This window comes from Hyella patelloides LEGE 07179, from assembly GCF_900659865.1.
Classification (GTDB): domain Bacteria; phylum Cyanobacteriota; class Cyanobacteriia; order Cyanobacteriales; family Xenococcaceae; genus Hyella; species Hyella patelloides.
This window is the reverse complement of the sequence record NZ_LR213915.1, coordinates 1-17,579: the sequence shown is the minus strand read 5'-3', so window position 1 is coordinate 17,579 and position 17,579 is coordinate 1. Positions and strand designations below refer to the sequence as shown.

At 38.9% G+C, this 17,579-nt stretch carries 15 protein-coding genes; 7 read left to right on the top strand and 8 right to left on the bottom strand.

Features of this window, described 5'->3' with window-relative positions; genetic code table 11:
- Window positions 1–54: 54 nt before the first annotated feature.
- Window positions 55–1,083 carry an oxygen-dependent coproporphyrinogen oxidase gene (hemF, locus tag H1P_RS20580; protein WP_144870860.1) on the bottom strand — a complete coding sequence of 343 codons (1,029 nt, stop codon included), beginning with the start codon at window positions 1,081–1,083 and terminating at the stop codon, window positions 55–57.
- Between the two features lie 196 nt (window positions 1,084–1,279).
- Here hemF and H1P_RS20575 point away from each other — a divergent pair, with 196 nt between their 5' ends.
- Window positions 1,280–1,756 (top strand): SRPBCC family protein, encoded by a 477-nt coding sequence (locus tag H1P_RS20575; RefSeq protein WP_144870858.1) that lies wholly within the window; start codon window positions 1,280–1,282, stop codon window positions 1,754–1,756.
- Between the two features lie 220 nt (window positions 1,757–1,976).
- Here the strand turns inward: H1P_RS20575 and H1P_RS20570 are convergent, their stop codons facing one another.
- Complete coding sequence (locus H1P_RS20570) at window positions 1,977–2,366, bottom strand: hypothetical protein (protein ID WP_144870856.1); 390 nt, start codon at window positions 2,364–2,366, stop codon at window positions 1,977–1,979.
- 519 nt (window positions 2,367–2,885) lie between these two features.
- On the opposite strand from H1P_RS20570, the gene H1P_RS20565 reads away from it, so the two are divergent.
- The gene (locus tag H1P_RS20565) at window positions 2,886–4,100 is read left to right on the top strand and encodes a type IV pilus twitching motility protein PilT (protein WP_144870854.1); all 1,215 of its coding nucleotides are present in this window, start codon (window positions 2,886–2,888) and stop codon (window positions 4,098–4,100) included.
- Window positions 4,101–4,300: 200 nt separating this feature from the next.
- The gene (locus H1P_RS20560; protein WP_144870852.1) at window positions 4,301–5,071 is read left to right on the top strand and encodes a circadian clock KaiB family protein; all 771 of its coding nucleotides are present in this window, start codon (window positions 4,301–4,303) and stop codon (window positions 5,069–5,071) included.
- Between the two features lie 169 nt (window positions 5,072–5,240).
- Here the strand turns inward: H1P_RS20560 and thiO are convergent, their stop codons facing one another.
- From thiO to H1P_RS20540, 4 genes are all read right to left on the bottom strand, one after another.
- Window positions 5,241–7,277, bottom strand: a complete 2,037-nt coding sequence (gene thiO, locus H1P_RS38985) for a glycine oxidase ThiO (RefSeq protein WP_144870850.1) — start codon at window positions 7,275–7,277, stop codon at window positions 5,241–5,243.
- A gap of 136 nt (window positions 7,278–7,413) precedes the next feature.
- Entirely contained in the window at window positions 7,414–8,715 is a 1,302-nt protein-coding gene (locus H1P_RS20550; protein ID WP_144870848.1) for a serine/threonine-protein kinase, read from the bottom strand.
- Window positions 8,716–8,946: 231 nt separating this feature from the next.
- Window positions 8,947–9,381, bottom strand: a complete 435-nt coding sequence (locus tag H1P_RS20545; RefSeq protein WP_144870846.1) for a DUF4079 domain-containing protein — start codon at window positions 9,379–9,381, stop codon at window positions 8,947–8,949.
- Between the two features lie 115 nt (window positions 9,382–9,496).
- Window positions 9,497–9,895 (bottom strand): DUF1830 domain-containing protein, encoded by a 399-nt coding sequence (locus H1P_RS20540; protein ID WP_144870844.1) that lies wholly within the window; start codon window positions 9,893–9,895, stop codon window positions 9,497–9,499.
- A 556-nt stretch (window positions 9,896–10,451) separates the two neighbouring features.
- Here H1P_RS20540 and H1P_RS20535 point away from each other — a divergent pair.
- The 4 genes from H1P_RS20535 to H1P_RS20520 all read left to right on the top strand — a co-directional run bounded on the left by H1P_RS20535 (window position 10,452) and on the right by H1P_RS20520 (window position 14,990).
- Window positions 10,452–12,020 (top strand): photosystem II high light acclimation radical SAM protein, encoded by a 1,569-nt coding sequence (locus H1P_RS20535; RefSeq protein ID WP_144870862.1) that lies wholly within the window; start codon window positions 10,452–10,454, stop codon window positions 12,018–12,020.
- Window positions 12,021–12,090: 70 nt separating this feature from the next.
- A complete protein-coding gene (locus H1P_RS20530; RefSeq protein ID WP_144870842.1) occupies window positions 12,091–12,780 on the top strand; it encodes a class I SAM-dependent methyltransferase in 690 nt (229 codons plus the stop codon).
- Between the two features lie 80 nt (window positions 12,781–12,860).
- Window positions 12,861–14,201, top strand: coding sequence for a DICT sensory domain-containing protein (locus tag H1P_RS20525; protein ID WP_144870840.1), 1,341 nt, complete (start codon window positions 12,861–12,863; stop codon window positions 14,199–14,201).
- Window positions 14,202–14,318: 117 nt separating this feature from the next.
- Window positions 14,319–14,990 (top strand): pentapeptide repeat-containing protein, encoded by a 672-nt coding sequence (locus tag H1P_RS20520; RefSeq protein WP_144870838.1) that lies wholly within the window; start codon window positions 14,319–14,321, stop codon window positions 14,988–14,990.
- An 84-nt stretch (window positions 14,991–15,074) separates the two neighbouring features.
- Here H1P_RS20520 and H1P_RS20515 read toward each other — a convergent pair whose 3' ends face one another.
- Both H1P_RS20515 and H1P_RS20510 read right to left on the bottom strand, forming a co-directional pair.
- Entirely contained in the window at window positions 15,075–16,040 is a 966-nt protein-coding gene (locus tag H1P_RS20515; RefSeq protein WP_144870836.1) for a PFE-CTERM domain-containing protein, read from the bottom strand.
- Window positions 16,041–16,135: 95 nt separating this feature from the next.
- The coding region (locus H1P_RS20510; RefSeq protein ID WP_222427147.1) for an SdrD B-like domain-containing protein at window positions 16,136–17,579 on the bottom strand (1,444 nt) is incomplete at its 5' end.

Below are 17,579 nucleotides of genomic sequence, written 5' to 3'. Positions count from 1 at the left end.
TTAAACAAGCTGATTCTTGTAAATTTTTTCGCTTACTTTTTCAGCAAACCCTAATTAATTTTCCCAATTTGCCCAATCTTGAGGTTTAAGAAAGGTATCATATAATTCAGCTTCGGGAGTATTAGGCTCAGGAGTATAGCCATATTCCCAACGCACCAAAGGAGGTAAAGACATTAAAATAGATTCAGTACGTCCATTAGTTTGTAGACCAAAAATAGTCCCACGGTCATACACTAAGTTAAACTCTACATAACGTCCTCTGCGATATAGCTGAAAATTGCGCTCTCTCTCTCCATATTCTGTGTCTTTTCTTTTCTCGACAATAGGTACATAAGCAGGTAAGAAAGCTTGACCACAATCCTGCACAAAACTAAACAACTCCTCCCAGCTACGAGGGGTAATTTCTCCTAATTCGTTGCTGTATTTAGCTGCACCACCATCAAGATTAAAACCACGGTACAAGCTCCCTCTACCATCTTGATAGTCAAAAAATAATCCGCCTATACCTCTATTTTCTTGACGATGTTTGAGATAAAAATATTCGTCACACCAACGCTTAAATACAGGATAGTATTCTTGATTATGTTTGTCACAAGCTGCTTTATAAGTGCGATGAAAATGGAAAGCGTCTTCGGCAAAAGGATAGTAAGGAGTTAAATCTGCACCACCACCAAACCACCAAACAGGACCCGCTTCAAAATAACGATAATTGAAATGCACGGTAGGAATATAAGGATTACGGGGATGCAATACCATTGATGTCCCTGTGGCGTAAAATTCGTGTCCTTCTGCTTCTGGACGCTGTTTTAAAATAGATGGGGGTAAATTTTTTCCCCAGACTTCAGAAAAGTTAACTCCACCCTGCTCAAAAATTGCACCTTCTTTTAATACGCGAGAGCGTCCACCACCACCTTCTGGTCTTTGCCAACTTTCTTCTTTAAATTTTTCTTTCCCATCTAATTTTTCTAAACCAGTACAAATTTCATCTTGTAGCTGCTGCATAAACTGGCTAATTCTTTCCCTAGAATCTTTAGGAGGTGTGGTGGGAGTGTTATTATCAGTTACATTTTTAAAAGTTGTCATAATGTATTTCAGTATTACGCAAGTAAAAAGCTAGTATTAAGTTCTCACTTAAGATTATCTTGAATTGAGTACGCTCAAATTACTACTGAACCAGAGTGCAGATGTTTCTCAGTCAATTAGCAAGATTTCTTAATAAAAGAGCGAATATTGATTTTTATTAAGCAAAACAAATGCTGTTTTTTATGGGGAAAGTACGATGATACTTAAGTCTTTGTCTCGATTTTGGTCTAAAAAGCATCGACGTTCTTATAAATTAAGAATTTATAAAACTTATCGTACTGTAAGTAAAGCTTCTCTGGATACTCTGTGGCAAAAGATTATTCACGTAGCAGATGTTTCTTGGCATCCTTTATTTGATAGTACTAACTTACCCCAAGGCTTGATTGCTAAACCAGGATTGTTTTATCAGGTAGTTACAAGACTGACCCCAATCCCCGTTAAGCTGTTTGTGGAGAATGTTCGCCCTAAAGAACTACTCAGCATTCGTATTTTGGCAATTCCTGGTATGGAACAACGAATTACTTATCAAGTAGAATCTACTCTTTGCGGTACTTATTTAGTCTGTTCAATTACTCTTAAAGGCTGGCTATCCCCGTTGATGTGGTGGTGGATTCGCCCTTATTGCGATCGCGTAGCGTCCGATCTAGCTCATGCTGTGGAAATTATTGATTAGGTATGACTTAGAAGTCAGAATTCAGCAGTAGGGGTGAACCGTCGTTCACCCTCAAAGAAGTCAGCAATTTACTTGGTTGGTAGGGAAATTAAAAATCATCAGGAAGGAAATTTCAAGGTGACACAAGCTTTTTAGCTTGGGAAGAGTTCACTCTTTTCGCTCTGTATCCTTCCTTCTAATTCCTCAAATAACGTCCCTACCTTCTAGTAATTATGAAATTTTAAACAACAACTTTGGTTAAGTTACAAGTCAAAGGACAAGCGGCGTATACAGGAGAATTAGATGGTTGTAAATCTTCTTTTCCATGTAGCCAATGCAACCAACTAACTTCTTCAGGGTGAATCCCTTTGAAGGTTAAAATAGCTGCGCCTAAAACAACAATTAATAAATTGAGACTTAAAATACTTCCTGTCACTAATACTACTGCACTAGAAGGTAACACTGCTTGGAGAATTATTGTCGCTAAAATTCCACAGGTAACTAATAAGACACCAATGGGAAATCCTACGACAAGAAAACAAACTGTAAGAGTAAAGCTCCATAGTAAAAAGCTTTTTGTAAAACCTAAATAAGAATTCTTTCGTGAATTATCTACTTGTGCTAACTGCATATTGATTTCTGGATTTTTAACAACAACAACAAATTTAAAAACGATCTTCTGAGATATGTGTTCTCAGCGATCCCAGTTAAAGTAAGTATAAAAAAACTTGATGAAATATAAAAGCTTTTTAAATATTTTTTTACATTTGAACAGTATAAATAATTTTAAAAGAGGTATGAATTATTGATCCCCAAGCTTTTTTAAAGGATTTGAACCCAATCAAGCCTAAAAAATCATCTTTTTCGTAATATTTGTTTACGCTATATTTTGTTTACTTTGAGCGTCAAGCGTTCCCTAAGTATTTATTCCTATAGTAATACAAACATAAGATACAATTGACGAGATCAAAGAATACAAAGGACTATCTAAGTATTTATTCCTACGAGATTTTCTAAGAATACAATTACTTAAGTAGTTTGATATTCAATAAAATGAGAATTATTACCGCATAATCCTGTATGAGATTGCTGTTTTTTTTGGGAATTCTGAAAATAATAACCACTACAGATTTTTAGATACATAAAAAGCATGACCAACGGAATAAGTTCGCCTTTACCCCCTCCACCTCCCCCAATGCCTGGTGCTTTGAACAACGGTAATGGAAAAGTAGCAAAAGCAAACGCAGCAAATACTAAAAAACAGGCTGCTAGACAAGCTCCCCGTCGTCCGAAACCTTCTCCTGGTCAACCGACTTTAGACTATATTGTGCGTAATGCTTATGAGTCTGGTTTTTCGGATATTCACTTAGGAGTAGGAGAAGTTCCTCGAATGCGCGATCGCGGTAAAATGGAGCGTACCGACTATCCTAAAACTGACCGCAATACTTTCTTTAGTTGGTTACATGAAGTTTTAAATGATGAAGAAGTAGCCAGATTTAAAAAAGAGCTAGAGTTTGACGGCGCAACTCAATATGAATTTGCTAGGGTGCGGATTAACATCTTTGATACTTTAAACGGTCCTGCGTTGGTAATGCGTTTGATTCCGTTGAAGATCTTAACTATGGAGCAATTAAACTTACCTTCTGTATTCCAAGACATTTCTGATGCTCACAAAGGATTAGTTTTGGTAACAGGCCCTACTGGGTCTGGTAAATCGACTACTATGGCTGCAATGGTAGACTATATCAATAGCGAACACGCCAAACACATTGTTACCATTGAAGACCCTATCGAATTTGTTCATCAAAGCCGTCGCTCTTTGATCAAACAAAGAGAAGTTGGTATTAACACTCATAAGTTTGATAATGCCCTGAAAGCTGCACTGCGAGAAGACCCTGATATTATTCTGATTGGGGAAATGCGCGATCGCGAAACGGTCAACACCGCCCTCAAAGCTGCTCAAACTGGTCACTTAGTAATGGGAACATTACACACTAACAGCGCGATTAAAACCATTGAAAGGATTTTAACCCTATACACCGCAGAAGAACAGGATGCTATGCGAGTAGCGATCGCTGAATCTTTAGTGGCGGTTATTTCTCAAGGTTTATGTCGGACTACTGATGGCAAAAGGGCTGCTTACCACGATGTTTTGGTCAACACAGAAACCGTCAAAGACTATATCACTGGCTCTAAATATGATGAAATTCATCAGTTAATGTTGGATGGAGGTTACGACGGCATGGTAACTACTAACCAATCGCTGTTTATGCTCTATGAAGACGGCAAAATTACCGAAGAAATCGCCCTAGAATGTTCCCCTACACCTAATGAAATGGCAATGATGCTTAGAGGACGATTTTAAAGGATCGGGCATGAAGGATGAAGGATGAATAATAGGTAATCAGTATGACTCTTCATAATCTGTTTACCTTTCATATTTCCTCATTCCTCATTCCTCATTCCTCATTTCTCATTTCTCATTTCTCATTTCTCATTCCTTGTTCCTTGTTCCTCTTTTAGCTAGGATCGTTAATATTAACCTTAAAAAATAATTAATCTAAGGTGACTGAGTCAAACTCGCCTTTACCGCAGTCATACAAAGGAATTGCCTTATTTACGCCAGGTGGGGATTTAATTTATGCAATCGACCCCAAAAAACAGGATCGTTGGCATCTTCATCTATGTCTTAGCTTGCAAGAAATTTTGGGTTTACCTGAGCCTCCGCATTTTCTAGTTCCAGCCTATACCGCCACCATAGACCGTTATAGCGATCGCAAAACAGGAAAAATTCAAGTTTCGGCAGAAGTTTATCCCGCAGTCAAGCGTTACTTACCCTTATTGCAAGTTTTATTTGAAAATGAAAAATGGCAACTAGCTCCTTGGCAAGAAGAATACTGTAACCCCAGTTTGCTGGAAACTTACAGAGAATCTTTTCCTCAACTATGGCAAGAAAACGAATTAATTGTCCGTTTAGACCCAGATAACTTAGATTATCGCCATTTAACTTCTAATTTGAGTTCTTATAAATCTTCGGAAACTCTTTTCACAGAAACTCAAACTCAAAATAATGTGGGTTATGTTTTGCGATTATTTATTTCCCATGACAATGCAACTACAGAAAAAACTTTAGATAGTATTCATAAAATTCTAGAGCAGGGCTTGACTCATCCCTATACCTTAAAAATTATCGACATTTCCAAAAACCCCGAACAGGCAGAACGCGATCGCATTTCTGCTACCCCTGCTTTAGTTAGGGTTTTTCCCGAACCTGTTAAGAAAATCGTCGGGGAATTAGATGATTTAGAACGAGTACTAAGAATTATTTCCAGTTAGTGGTTAGTTGTTCTTTGTTAGTGGGAACGTGGCTCGTTGTTCGTGGCTGGTTGCTGGTGGCTTATTACTTATTACTTATTACTTATTACTTATTACTTATTACTTATTACTTATTACTTATTACTTTTGACTTGCTACATCCCTCATTCCTTACTAACTACATTCCTTACTAACTAATAGTGCCTGTAAGGGGAGAACTAGCACTGGCATATTGTTTAACAGGAATTCTACCAGCTAAATAAGCCAATCTTCCAGCGATCGCTGCTAGTCCCATTGCTTGAGCCATTGCGGGGGCATTTTGAGCCATTGCGATCGCACTATTAATGAGTAAAGCATCTGCACCCATTTCCATTGCCTGGGCTGCTTCGCTTGGTGTCCCGATACCCGCATCTACTACTACAGGGATCTTGGATTGTTCGATAATAATGGCAATATTAGCTGTATTTTTTATCCCTTGTCCAGAGCCAATAGGAGAACCCAAAGGCATTACAGTGGCGCATCCTGCTTCTTCTAAGCGTTTTGCCAGCAAAGGATCGGCATTGATATAAGGAAGTACAGCAAAGCCTTCTTTGACTAGTTGTTCGGCTGCTTCTAAAGTCCCGATAGGATCGGGTAGTAAATACTTAGGATCGGGAATTACTTCGAGTTTGACAAAGTTATTATTTTCTTGACCTAATAATTTAGCCATTTCTCGCCCTAAACGAGCTACTCTAATCGCTTCTTCGGCAGTTTTACAACCTGCGGTATTGGGTAACATCCAGATACGTTGCCAATCAATTGCTTCTGCTAACCCTTCATGTCCTGCTGCTTTAGTTTGTACTCGACGCACCGCTACTGTTACAATGTCGCAGCCACTAGCAGCTATACTTTGTTGCATTGCTTCGATACTGGCGTATTTTCCTGTACCAGTCATTAAACGAGAGTTAAAAGTACGTCCTGCAATTACTAAAGGTTTATCATCTTGAATGATGTTAGATATTTGGGGTGTTGCGGTAGTTGTTGCTTTTGCGCCGATTTGTAAAAAAGTTGCTTGATTTCCTTGACCGTTATAATTTGCAGAGCCATTAAGCATGATCTGATTTTTTCCTTGAATACTGTTTGTTCTTTGACTGTCTTTGTCATAAGTCGTAAAACGTTGCCAACTGAAACTAGATAACAAAGGATCGAATTGACCTTCCAGGATTAAATTGGCAATTAAAGCAGCCGTTACAGGGGCGAGCAATATACCATTACGATAATGTCCTGTAGCTAAATATAAATTTTCACAGGGACTATGACCGAGTATGGGTAATTCATCAGGTGTTCCTGGGCGAAAACCCCACCAAAAATCTTCAATTTGCCAGTTTGCTACTCCAGGATAAAGTTGCATCGCTTTCTGTAACAGATTTTGGATTCCTTGAGGGGTATTGTGAGGAGTCCAGCCCACTTCTTCTACAGTAGCTCCGATAATTAATCTGCCGTCTTGTCTGGGTACAAGATAGATATTGTCCCCGTATAAAACTTTTTGTAGTGGGTAGGGTTGATTTGCCTGATTGGGCATTCTCAGACAGAGCATTTGCCCTTTTACGGGGCGTGTAGGAATGGGTAATAATTGACTAGACCAAGAGCCAGTAGCCAAGACATATTTTGCTGCTTCTAATTCTTCTTGGGAAGTAAAAATACTAGTTACTTTGCCTTTTCTTTGCTGAATACCATGAACTGTGACCCCTTCTTGGACATCAATACCCAAAGCTTTGGTAGTTTGAATTAAACATTGCATCAAAGAGCGATTATCCACTTGTCCATCTTCGGGATACCACCAGCCACCAAGGACATCTTGACCTAAACCTGGTTGATAAAATTGAATGCTTTGGCGATCTAACCAAACAGCATTTTCTTTCTCTTGTTCTTCTGCTATGTCAGCTTGTTGAATCACGGGAGCTAAAATACCACAAGGCAAATAGTTAGTTGCCATTCCTGTAATATCTTCTAGCTTGCGTGTCCATTCTGGATAAGCCCAGCGAGATTTGAGACAGAGCTTTAACATTGCTGAGTCTGCTATTTGCTCTGCCATCGGCGCAAGCATTCCTGCTGCTGCCCAACTTGCTGCTTGTTGGACATCACGGCTGATTACGGTAACATCTGCACCACGCAATTTTAGGTCTATAGCGATCGCTAAGCCCATAACACCGCCACCAATGACAATTATTTCTTTGGTTGTCTTCATTATTTTTCTATACCTTCCCCTTGAACAACCAGCATACAAAATTTATCAGAGCTTTCGCTTTAAAGGAATAAGGTAACAGATAATAGTTTTTACGGATCGCTTACCAGTTGCTACTTAATCCTTTTTTCTTCATCCTTTAAATATTACATTCTTGACAGCGAGACAAAATTAAACAACTCCACCACCGAGAATAACTACCAACTAAACCCAATTCTTTTAATTTTCCTTGGGGTAGGTGTCCATTCCAAGGGAAATGCCCTAAAACAGCATCCAGAGAAAAGTTGAGGCTATCGTGGGCTAACCAGTTATTCTCAACTCGCCATCCCAAACGCTCTCCTAATAAACATTCTGTACTATAGTCAATTTTGCCTCCCAATTCTTGCCAGATCTTTCTTTGTACCGAAAAACCAAAACGTCCATCACTGTAATTTAACCAAAGTCGATCGATTATTTGTAAAACTTCACAAGATAAATTTTGCGTAGCGGGATAATCTAACCAACCTTCTTTAACTCGGCGACTCATTTTTAAAATCAGATCGTAGGTTTCTTCATCTGCTCGTTCCCATTGTCTAACTGCCAATAATTCGGTTAAGCGACTGTACTTTTGATCGCTTTGTTGTAGTTCAGTAACTGAGATAATTTCCAGCCATTCTTGTACTGATTGGGGGCGTTCTTCAGGCTCTAGAATCATGCCTTGAATAATTCCTTGATTTAAGAGATCGCTTAAATGAGGATTATGTTTTTTAGGCGGTATTAATTTTGCCCCTTGCCAACGAAATTGAGCTGGTAAAGGCTGTATTCCTGTAAGTAAAAAATAGAATGTCGCAGCTAAAGCGTAAACATCCGTATAAGCACCTCTTTTAGCTCTGATTTGGTACTGTTCAATAGGTGCATAAGATTCTGTTCTGGCATTGGTATGAGTTTGAATTTTACCATCAACAAATTCTCTTGCTAGTCCAAAATCAATTAACACAGCTTCGGCGGTATCTGTCCGCAACATGATGTTAGAAGGTTTTACATCACGATGTATCAAACCCTGTTGGTGAATATAAGTTAAAGCTGCACCTACTTGTCTGATGTGTAGTAAGGCTTCTTCTGCTGATAAAACTTGCTTTTTAATTGTGTACTGCTCTAAATTACCACCAGTGATGTATTCCATCACCATACACCAGAGTTCTCCTTCTCGACAGACATCTTTGACTTCTACAATGTGAGCATGACGGCACTTTGCTAGACGAAAAGCTTCTTGAACAAATTTGTCTTGTTGTTGAGAAAAATTTTTTTGGGTTTGAATTAAATCATTAGCCGTTTTGATTGCTACGAATTTATTAAGAGAAACATCTTTGGCTCGATACGTTACACCAAAGCCACCAACGCCCAAGACTTCCTCTATTAGATATTTTCCTCCTTGTATTGTCTCATTTGGTTTCCAAATCATTAGTTTATACTGTTCTTGTATTATTGGCGTGGTGTACTTTATCGGCAAGCCCTAAAAAATGAACGATCGATCTTTTCAAGATCGATACCAAAAAATGACGACATTTTTAATTTTGTTTAAGTCTAGGACAAATTACTTTAAGAATTTTGATTCTTAACAATACAATAGACACCATTGTAATCTCTGCAATGTTTTTCTACGAAGAGTAATTGCGATTTATCAATAGACTGGTTATAAATATTTTTGAACTACATCCCAACCCGTAATCGAAACAAAAATCAAACCTACCAATAATATCAAGTTAACTGTCAGATGAAGCGATCGCGCCCAGGAATTTTGGGGACTAATTTGGCTAGCACTGACCCCAGAAATTATTACTAAAATTACGACTAAAATACCAGCTATTAAATGGGACGAATGTCCCAGGCTGCCATAATGACCGAGAGTCCCCACTAAGCCTATCGCCAGTAATAACAGTACCAAAAAAATCATCACTATCCCCATGGTGTAATGAAAGGTTCTTAACCAAGAGGGACGACGAGAACGATAGATTCTGCTGTAAAGGATTGTTGCTCCCGATAATAGCAGGATACCATAAGCTGCGATCGCTAATCCCATAGACCAAGCAGCAATTTTCCACAACCAGATAAATGAAGGTAAATCCAAATTAATTTACTACCAATTTTTTTGCTCTAGAAATTAAATCATAAAGTAAATATAAAAATAGAGGCTACCTTGCTAAGGCAACCTCATAATTATTTTGATATTAATTTAATATTTCTCAAATTGTTGTAACATTAAACTTTAATTGTGGTACGTGATGTTTAAGTTGTGTAAGTTGTGTTGGTTGATGAGGACTAGATTTAGCAACACCACCTGTGGTAGACTTTGACTCATCCGAAAAACTATAAAACATTCGACTATTTTCTTGGATAGCCAAACGATTACAGGGTATACGATCTGATAAAATTGCGCTAGCCATCATACCCGAATGAATTTCCAATATTCCGTAGGATATTGCTTCAAACACTAATCTTTGACCAGGGAAGACCACTCTTTCAAAATACCAATTAGGAACATTGGTAATGCGAGCTACCTGAATTTGGTTAGTAGCATTCACATAAGAGCATAAAAGGCTGTCGCCTTCTCCTTGAGGGATGGGATCTATTATTTGAGACATGATTATTGAAGCGTTTAAAACTTAGTTTACTATTCCTTTAGTGTAAGCTAACACTTCGCGATCCCCGATGGCTGTAAAGAAGAATACCAATTGTTCAGTCTCTATGCTTAACTCTTCCTTTTGAGGGACATTTTACTAAATTTTAATTTTGTTTAAAAATCTTTAAAAAGATATATTTCGCGATATTTAGTCATCGATCTCCTAAATGTGCCAGAAAGAAAGTAGAAAATATTTTCTGGTAATTCATGCTGCAAAATTCTTGGTTTTAACTACGACAATTTACAAATAACTACTTTCTAGTTGATACTAACTATCAATCTAGTTAAAGTTAAGTTATATAAACAAATGTGAGACAACTTCTTTAAAAAAAGCGTAAGTCTTAAAAAACAGGGAGCAGATGGTGTGATATGCAGGAGGATTTTCCTTCTAACTTCTGAAGGCTCAAGTCCCAGTAAACCTGAGATTTTTAATCCCTGCATTTTTGTGAGGTGCTTGTACGCCCCGTCACTATTTCTTTCTTCTTGATTTAACTATCAACACTTTTGGAGCGATGATGATGAATCAAAAAATTTTATATGTCCGTCTTCCTTGTAATCCCATCTTTCCTATTGGTGTGGTTTATCTCTCTGACCATATTCACAAACTATTTCCCGAAGTTGAGCAAAAAATTTGCGATCTCGGCACAGTTGCACCTTTAGACTTTAATTCTGCTATAGATACCTGTATCGATGAGTTTCAGCCTACTTTGTTAGTTTTTTCTTGGCGAGACATCCAAATTTATGCTCCAGTAGGAGGAAGAGGAGGCAATCCCTTACAAAATGCTTTTGAATTTTATTATGCTTCTAACCCTTTGATTCGTTTAAGAGGAGCATTAGGAGGCTTCAAAGTAGCGACAGCCTATTACGGCGAATTGTGGCGTAATGAAGGGCTAATTAAGCGGGGACTGAAGCGAGCCAGAAAATACTATCCAGAAGCCCGTGCAGTAGTCGGAGGTGGTGCAGTTAGTGTTTTCTATGAACAACTGCAAAAGCAGCTACCCAAGGGAACTATTGTATCTGTAGGAGAAGGAGAGGCCTTACTGGAAAAACTCCTCAAAGGTGAAGACTTTAGTGGAGAGCGTTGTTACATAGCAGGAGAAACTAAGCCCAGAGAACGCTTGATCCATGAATGGCCCACTCCCATTGAAAAAAGTGCCTGTAACTACGACTATATTGGTTCGATTTGGTCTGATTTTGACTATTATCTTCAAGAAAATGACTTTTACATCGGAGTTCAAACTAAAAGAGGTTGTCCTCATAACTGTTGTTACTGTGTCTACACTGTAGTCGAAGGGAAACAAGTAAGAATTAATCCTGCTGATGAAGTGGTCGAAGAAATGCGTCAACTTTACGACCGTGGAATTCGCAATTTCTGGTTTACTGATGCCCAATTTATTCCAGCAAAAAGATTCATTCCTGATGTAGTGGAATTGTTACAAAAAATTCTGGATTCTGGCATGAAAGATATCCATTGGGCTTCTTATATTCGTGCAGATAATTTAACCCCTCAGTTGTGTGACTTGATGGCAAAAACAGGGATGAATTATTTTGAAATCGGGATTACTAGCGGTTCTCAAGAATTAGTCCGTAAAATGCGAATGGGCTACAATCTGCGTACTGTTCTGCAAAATTGTCGTGATTTAAAAGCAGCAGGATTTAACGATCTAGTTTCGGTTAACTATTCTTTTAATGTAATAGATGAAACCTATGAAACTATTCGTCAAACCATAGCTTATCATCGAGAATTAGAAAGTATTTTTGGCGAAGATAAAGTAGAACCAGCTATTTTCTTTATTGGATTGCAACCTCACACCCATTTGGAAGAATATGCTTTGCAAAATGATATTTTGAAACCTGGCTATGACCCCATGAGTTTAATGCCTTGGACAGCGAAAAAACTCTTGTGGAATCCCGAACCTTTAGGCTCTTTCTTTGGCAAAGTTTGTCTACAAGCTTGGAAGCAAAATCCCCATGATTTTGGTCGAGAAGTGATGCGTATTCTAGAAGAGAAATTAGGACGCGCTCCTTTAGAAGAAGCTTTAACTGCACCTATTGAGTCTACAAAGAAAGAATTATCCGCAGTCTAATTTTAAAGATGAGCGATCAATTATCAAGGATGAAGTTAAAAGCAACCAACCACGAACAACCAACGAACAAATGAACAACCCCACCAGAGTCAGCAAATTAGCTGCTCAATTCATACAAAAGAACGATCCTACAGGGTGGTTTGAGGAATTATACTCTCAAGCAGAAGGCAATTCCGAGTTCATACCCTGGGCAGAATCAATAGTTAACCCTCATCTTGCTTCCTGGTTGGATGGGCATAATCTGGAGGGAAAAGGACAAAAGGCTCTGGTGGTAGGTTGTGGTTTGGGAGATGATGCAGAAGCTTTATCCGATGTCGGATTTCAAGTAACAGGTTTTGATGTTTCCCCTACTGCTGTTGCTTGGTGTAAACAACGCTTTCAGAATACTTCAGTTGATTATGTAGTTTCTGATGCTTTGCAACCAGAAGCAGCTTGGAAAAATAGCTTTGATTTTATTTTAGAATCTTACACCTTGCAAGCTCTTCCCGAATCTTTTAGGCAACAAATTATGTCTACCATAGTCAATTATCTAACACCAGGAGGTATGCTATTGATTATCTGTCGAGGAAGAGGCATACAAGAAGATGCGGGAGTATCTCCCCCTTGGGCTTTAACAAAAGAAGAATTATTTTTTCTAGAAAAGTTAGGGTTAAAGCAAGTATCTTTTGAAGACTATCTTGATGACAACAATCCTCCTGTCAGAAGATTTCGCATCAAATACCTCAAAGTTAAGGGGCAAGGAGCAGGGATTAAGGAGTAAGAAGCAGTGACTAACAACTAAAAAACAACAACTAACAACCAATGATTACTGAATAACTGTTTACTGAATAACTAACTAATATGCTTGAAGGCTCAATTTTACAAAAACTATCCCAAGCTCACCAAAATAGTAGTAGACCTCTTAATTTAGGAGTTTATTACAAAAATACTTTGGTGGCTCTTTGTCATGCTTTAGAAGACTTTATTTTGGAGTCGGACAGCAAACCTCTGATAGTGACAGCTTTCCAGCGCGGTAAATGGTATCTCGAAGAAGCAGAGCGTTATGGAGATTTAGCAGACAAAGCACAAAAAATAGCGATTATGGCAAGTGGTGATGCTGGATTTGCTGAGCATCCTACCAGTAAAAGAGATAACGTAGCTTTGGTGAAACTGCAAGACGATGACCCAGTAGCTCAAGAATGGCATTTGATGATTTTATCTTCTAGCTATACGGCTATGGTGCTATGTCAGGAATTATCAATAGAAGAATATGGAGTAGGAGGGCAGCCTCAAGAAGATTTAGAGCGCAAATTTTATGGTTTTTGGACTTTTGAACCCGATCTGGTGAAAGAAACAGTTTTACTGGCAATAGACCATATTAAATCCTACGACTCTAAATTAGCACAGAACTTAAGCGATCGCCTTTCTCAAATCAGTGCAGAATATACTAAACAAGCACCAGAAGAATTAACCGCAGTAGTTTCTCGTGTCGTTCATTATCTTCAAGAATCTCAAACTACTCTACACAATCCCCAAAAAGCTGATGATTTTAATTTCTTCCAAGATTTAGATGACAACATCGTTTCTAATGAAATGCAAGCTTTCTTGCGGATGGCACAAATTATAGATCTGACCGATACTTTAAACCCGATGGCTGCTACAGAAGTATCTGCTTTAGGGGAAGCAATGGGACAGTTGTTAGATCTACCTGCATGGCAAATTAAGAGACTCCGCTTGGGGGGATTATTGCACCGCTTGAGTTTATCACCTCAAACTACGACAGAAGCATCCCATACCGCAACGCAACAGGAAGTTTTAAAAAGACAAGATAGCTTACCCCAAGCTTCCGTATTAAGAATTATGCCACAGTTAAAAGCGATCGCCAAAATTCTAACTCATCAAACAGAGACTTGGGATGGTTCGGGTGTTCCATCTGGATTGGCTTATGATAATATTCCCCTAGAATCACGTATTTTAAGGCTGATTGCCGATTTTCAATATCAAGTTACTCAGTACCAAAAGCAAAACCCCACAGAAAATCCTCTAGCTAAAGCCTTCACAAACTGTCAAAATGATGCAGGAAAGGTTTACGATCCTAAATTAGTGGAAGCTTTAGGTTTATTAGTGATGGGGATACAGCAGGGAATGACCCTCCAAACTTATCGACCCAAAATTGCTGGAGGAATGTGGTTGATTGAATAGCTGAAAGGATAAAAGATGAAGCAGAGCAAAATTAAATAACGAATAAAGGGTAATGAGTGGTGTCAGTGCGGGTATATTACCCGTAAATCAAAAGTAATCAGTTATTTTTAACCAGTAATGAGCAATCAAGAATTAACAACAGATAAATTATTAGCAATTATTAAACAAGGACAAGAAAAAAACTTTCCTGGAGTCGATCTAGAAGATGAAGAATTGACTCACTGTCATTTAGAAAAAATTAATCTAGCAGGAGCAAATTTAGTTGGTACAGACTTTACAGAATCCAACTTAAAAGGTGCAAGATTTGATGGTGCAAATCTGTTGGGAGCAAAATTACACTGTGGAGATTTAAGAGCAAACTTCTTGGGTGCAAATCTCATGCAAGCGGACTTGAGTCAAGCAGATTTGAGAGGGGCTAATTTAAGAGGTGCTAACCTCATGGGAGCAAAACTAATCCATGTTTCTCTAGCTGGTGCATTTTTAAGTGGAGCAAATCTTACAGGAGTCAATCTCCAAGGTGTAGATTTACGTGGTATAGATTTACGCGGTGCAAATCTCAACAGTGCTAACCTCAAAGGAGCAAGCTTGGTACAGGCTGATTTACAAGGAGCAAGTCTTAATGAAGCTAATTTAGAGGAAGCAGATTTACGAGGTGCTAATTTATCGGGTGCTAATTTATCGGGTGCTAATTTGCTGTGTGCGGAACTCGAAGGAGTTAATATGAATGGTGCTAATTTAGCTCAAGCTTGTATTGTTGGGACTTCTTTAGCATCCTCACCGCTTCTTTAGAGAAGAGGATTCCTAAAACAACGTTAGCTGTTTGTAGGTGGTTAGGGATAAGCATTGTCTCATCCCTATTTATTTTAATTTTGCCTACTTCATTACTTGAAATCGTTGTTTTAATCGACGACGAAAGTTAGCAAATCCGATAAATCCTGCCACTAAACCGAAGCCAGCAATCGGCGAAAACTCAAAGGGTACAGCTGCTGCATCAACTTGAAAATTATCGACTAACAAAGCCGAAGAGCGATCGCTACCATCCACATCAATCGTGCCTAAAGCAATTCGATAGGTATATGCCTGTTCTGATTCCAAACCATTAACCGTGTAAGTGTAGGTATTACTGTCGCTATAGTAAGTCGTATCACCCTGCACAAAATTGTTACTCGCATTCGCAGCCGTGATTGTGCCAGAACTATCAGCCAACACCTCAATCGCACCAGAAGAGGAAGCGGTATCGTAAACACTCAGAAAAGCAAAATCTTGATTGCCAAAAGAAGTTGTACCATCATTAGTCAAGTAAGCCCAGTTAAAACTAATCTCAAATCCCGTTTCACCAGCATCCAGATTCACAGTGAAATCTTGATAGATTGCCGAACCTTCTTTAGAAGTGCGGGGATTGCCTGGTTGAGAAGGGTTTCTCTCAATACTAAAAGCCGATAGAGGTAAACCCAGTTCGGTTTGGACGTCGCTCCCTGGATTAGTTGTGGTACTAGTATCCGCATCTAAGGGGTCTGTTCCCGATTGATTAAAGCTTAAAGAACCACCAGAACTATTGACATCGTCAGTTCGACTATTGTAAGCGTTAGTAATAATCGCTTGATTAGAACCTGGAGCAATCGGATTAATGTTAACTCCATTAGCTTGAACTGCATTGCTGCCAATAGTAGTAACGTCCCCAACAGTTTGCCAACCAGTAGTCGAGGTTTCAAAGTCTGTATTGGTTAAAGTGACCGAAAAAGCCTCAGCCGAATTAACGTTCGTAAGGTTGCTAAGAGCCAAGCAACCAACAAGACTAGCGACGCGAGAACTAGATTTAATGAAATGAGATAAAGTCATGGTCTTAAAAAAATTAGTGAATCAAGGAACAGATCGAGAGTAGAGTTAGAGCCAAAGGCAGATGATAAATCTGCCCATAACAGGTAAAAAATTAACTAGAAAAGGAAATCGCTTTCATCGATGGTGTTGAAATCGACGTTTTCGAGGAAGACCACATTTTTGTTAGTCAAAATATCATTAGAGCTATCACTGGGGTCATAATCCACTTGAATCATGGTGTTAGTACCTGAGCCAAAGCTTTTAGCTTCGATATAACCACCAGTCCAAGGATTACTGACTCCTCCAAGCTCATCAGCAATGATGCTACGGAAATCAAGTGTGTCTCCGTTAGGATCGAAGTCGGTAATAATATCAATGCCTTCACTGGTTTCGTTGAAGTGGAAGGTATCGTTACCACCATTCCCAGTTAAGGTATCTTGTCCTTTGCCACCTGTAATAAAATCATCATTGGAAGTACCTATCAGAGTGTCGGATACAGTTGTGCCAAGAATAGCCCCATCATCAAGGAAGTTATTACCTATATTATCTGCTCCTGCCAGAGTGACTCCAATATTGTTATCGTCACCAACTAAATCGCTGGAAGTATCAAAGTCATCATTGGTAACTCCTGTAGGATTGATCTCTTGAACCACATAGTTGCCATTGATGAGATTCTCGAACTGATAAGAACCATCGGAGCTAGTAATAGTCGAATCAATCAGAGTATCTCCACCATCAACCAGACCATCATCATTGCTATCAACATACAATTCAACAGTAATTCCTCCAATGCCAGAATCATCTCCGCCAATAGTATCGTCATTGCTGAGATCGTTATCATCGAAGACTCGACCACTGATAGCATAAGTAGAGCCTCCATCATCGAGGAAGTTATTGTTGGTGCTGTTAGCTCCTGCTAGAGTAACTCCAATATTATTATCCCCAGAAAGTCCTTCGGTATCAAAGTCATCACTGGTAAATCCTGTAGGATTGATCTCTTGAACTACATAGTTACGATTTAACAGATTATTGAATTGATAAGAACCATTGGAGTTGGTAATAGTCGAATCGAGAAGAGTATCTCCACCATCAACAAAGCCATCACCATTGTCATCTATATATAATTCAATGATGACTCCCCCAATGCCTGAGTCATCTGTACCAATAGTATCATCATTGCTGAGATCATTATCATCGAAGACTTGACCGCTAATACTATGAAGATTGCTGGTGCTACTATCGAGGAAATCTTGAGCAGTGACATCAGTGCCACTCAAAGTCACGGCAATTTGATTATCATTAATTCCTTCTACATCGGCGGTGCTGCCCAAACCATCGGGGTCAGTTTCCACTACTACATAGTTGCCATCGGCGAGGTTAGCAAAGCTGTAATTGCCTCCACCACTGGTGGTAGTAGTGGCAATTAACTCTCCGTCGCTGGGGTCTCCATCACCATTGGGGTCACTGAAGAGTTGGATTGTGACATTATCAATTCCAGTTTCAGTGTCATTAACTCCATTAGCGTTGACATCATCAATTACTTGTCCGCTAATACTGGCA

What these genes read in the sequence shown, in the direction of transcription:
- hemF (WP_144870860.1), bottom strand. Translation starts at nt 1,083, where the DNA reads ATGACAACTTTTAAAAATGTAACTGATAATAACACTCCCACCACACCT.
- H1P_RS20575 (WP_144870858.1), top strand. Translation starts at nt 1,280, where the DNA reads ATGATACTTAAGTCTTTGTCTCGATTTTGGTCTAAAAAGCATCGACGT.
- H1P_RS20570 (WP_144870856.1), bottom strand. Translation starts at nt 2,366, where the DNA reads ATGCAGTTAGCACAAGTAGATAATTCACGAAAGAATTCTTATTTAGGT.
- H1P_RS20565 (WP_144870854.1), top strand. Translation starts at nt 2,886, where the DNA reads ATGACCAACGGAATAAGTTCGCCTTTACCCCCTCCACCTCCCCCAATG.
- thiO (WP_144870850.1), bottom strand. Translation starts at nt 7,277, where the DNA reads ATGAAGACAACCAAAGAAATAATTGTCATTGGTGGCGGTGTTATGGGC.
- H1P_RS20550 (WP_144870848.1), bottom strand. Translation starts at nt 8,715, where the DNA reads ATGATTTGGAAACCAAATGAGACAATACAAGGAGGAAAATATCTAATA.
- H1P_RS20540 (WP_144870844.1), bottom strand. Translation starts at nt 9,895, where the DNA reads ATGTCTCAAATAATAGATCCCATCCCTCAAGGAGAAGGCGACAGCCTT.
- H1P_RS20535 (WP_144870862.1), top strand. Translation starts at nt 10,452, where the DNA reads ATGAATCAAAAAATTTTATATGTCCGTCTTCCTTGTAATCCCATCTTT.
- H1P_RS20530 (WP_144870842.1), top strand. Translation starts at nt 12,091, where the DNA reads ATGAACAACCCCACCAGAGTCAGCAAATTAGCTGCTCAATTCATACAA.
- H1P_RS20525 (WP_144870840.1), top strand. Translation starts at nt 12,861, where the DNA reads ATGCTTGAAGGCTCAATTTTACAAAAACTATCCCAAGCTCACCAAAAT.
- H1P_RS20520 (WP_144870838.1), top strand. Translation starts at nt 14,319, where the DNA reads ATGAGCAATCAAGAATTAACAACAGATAAATTATTAGCAATTATTAAA.
- H1P_RS20515 (WP_144870836.1), bottom strand. Translation starts at nt 16,040, where the DNA reads ATGACTTTATCTCATTTCATTAAATCTAGTTCTCGCGTCGCTAGTCTT.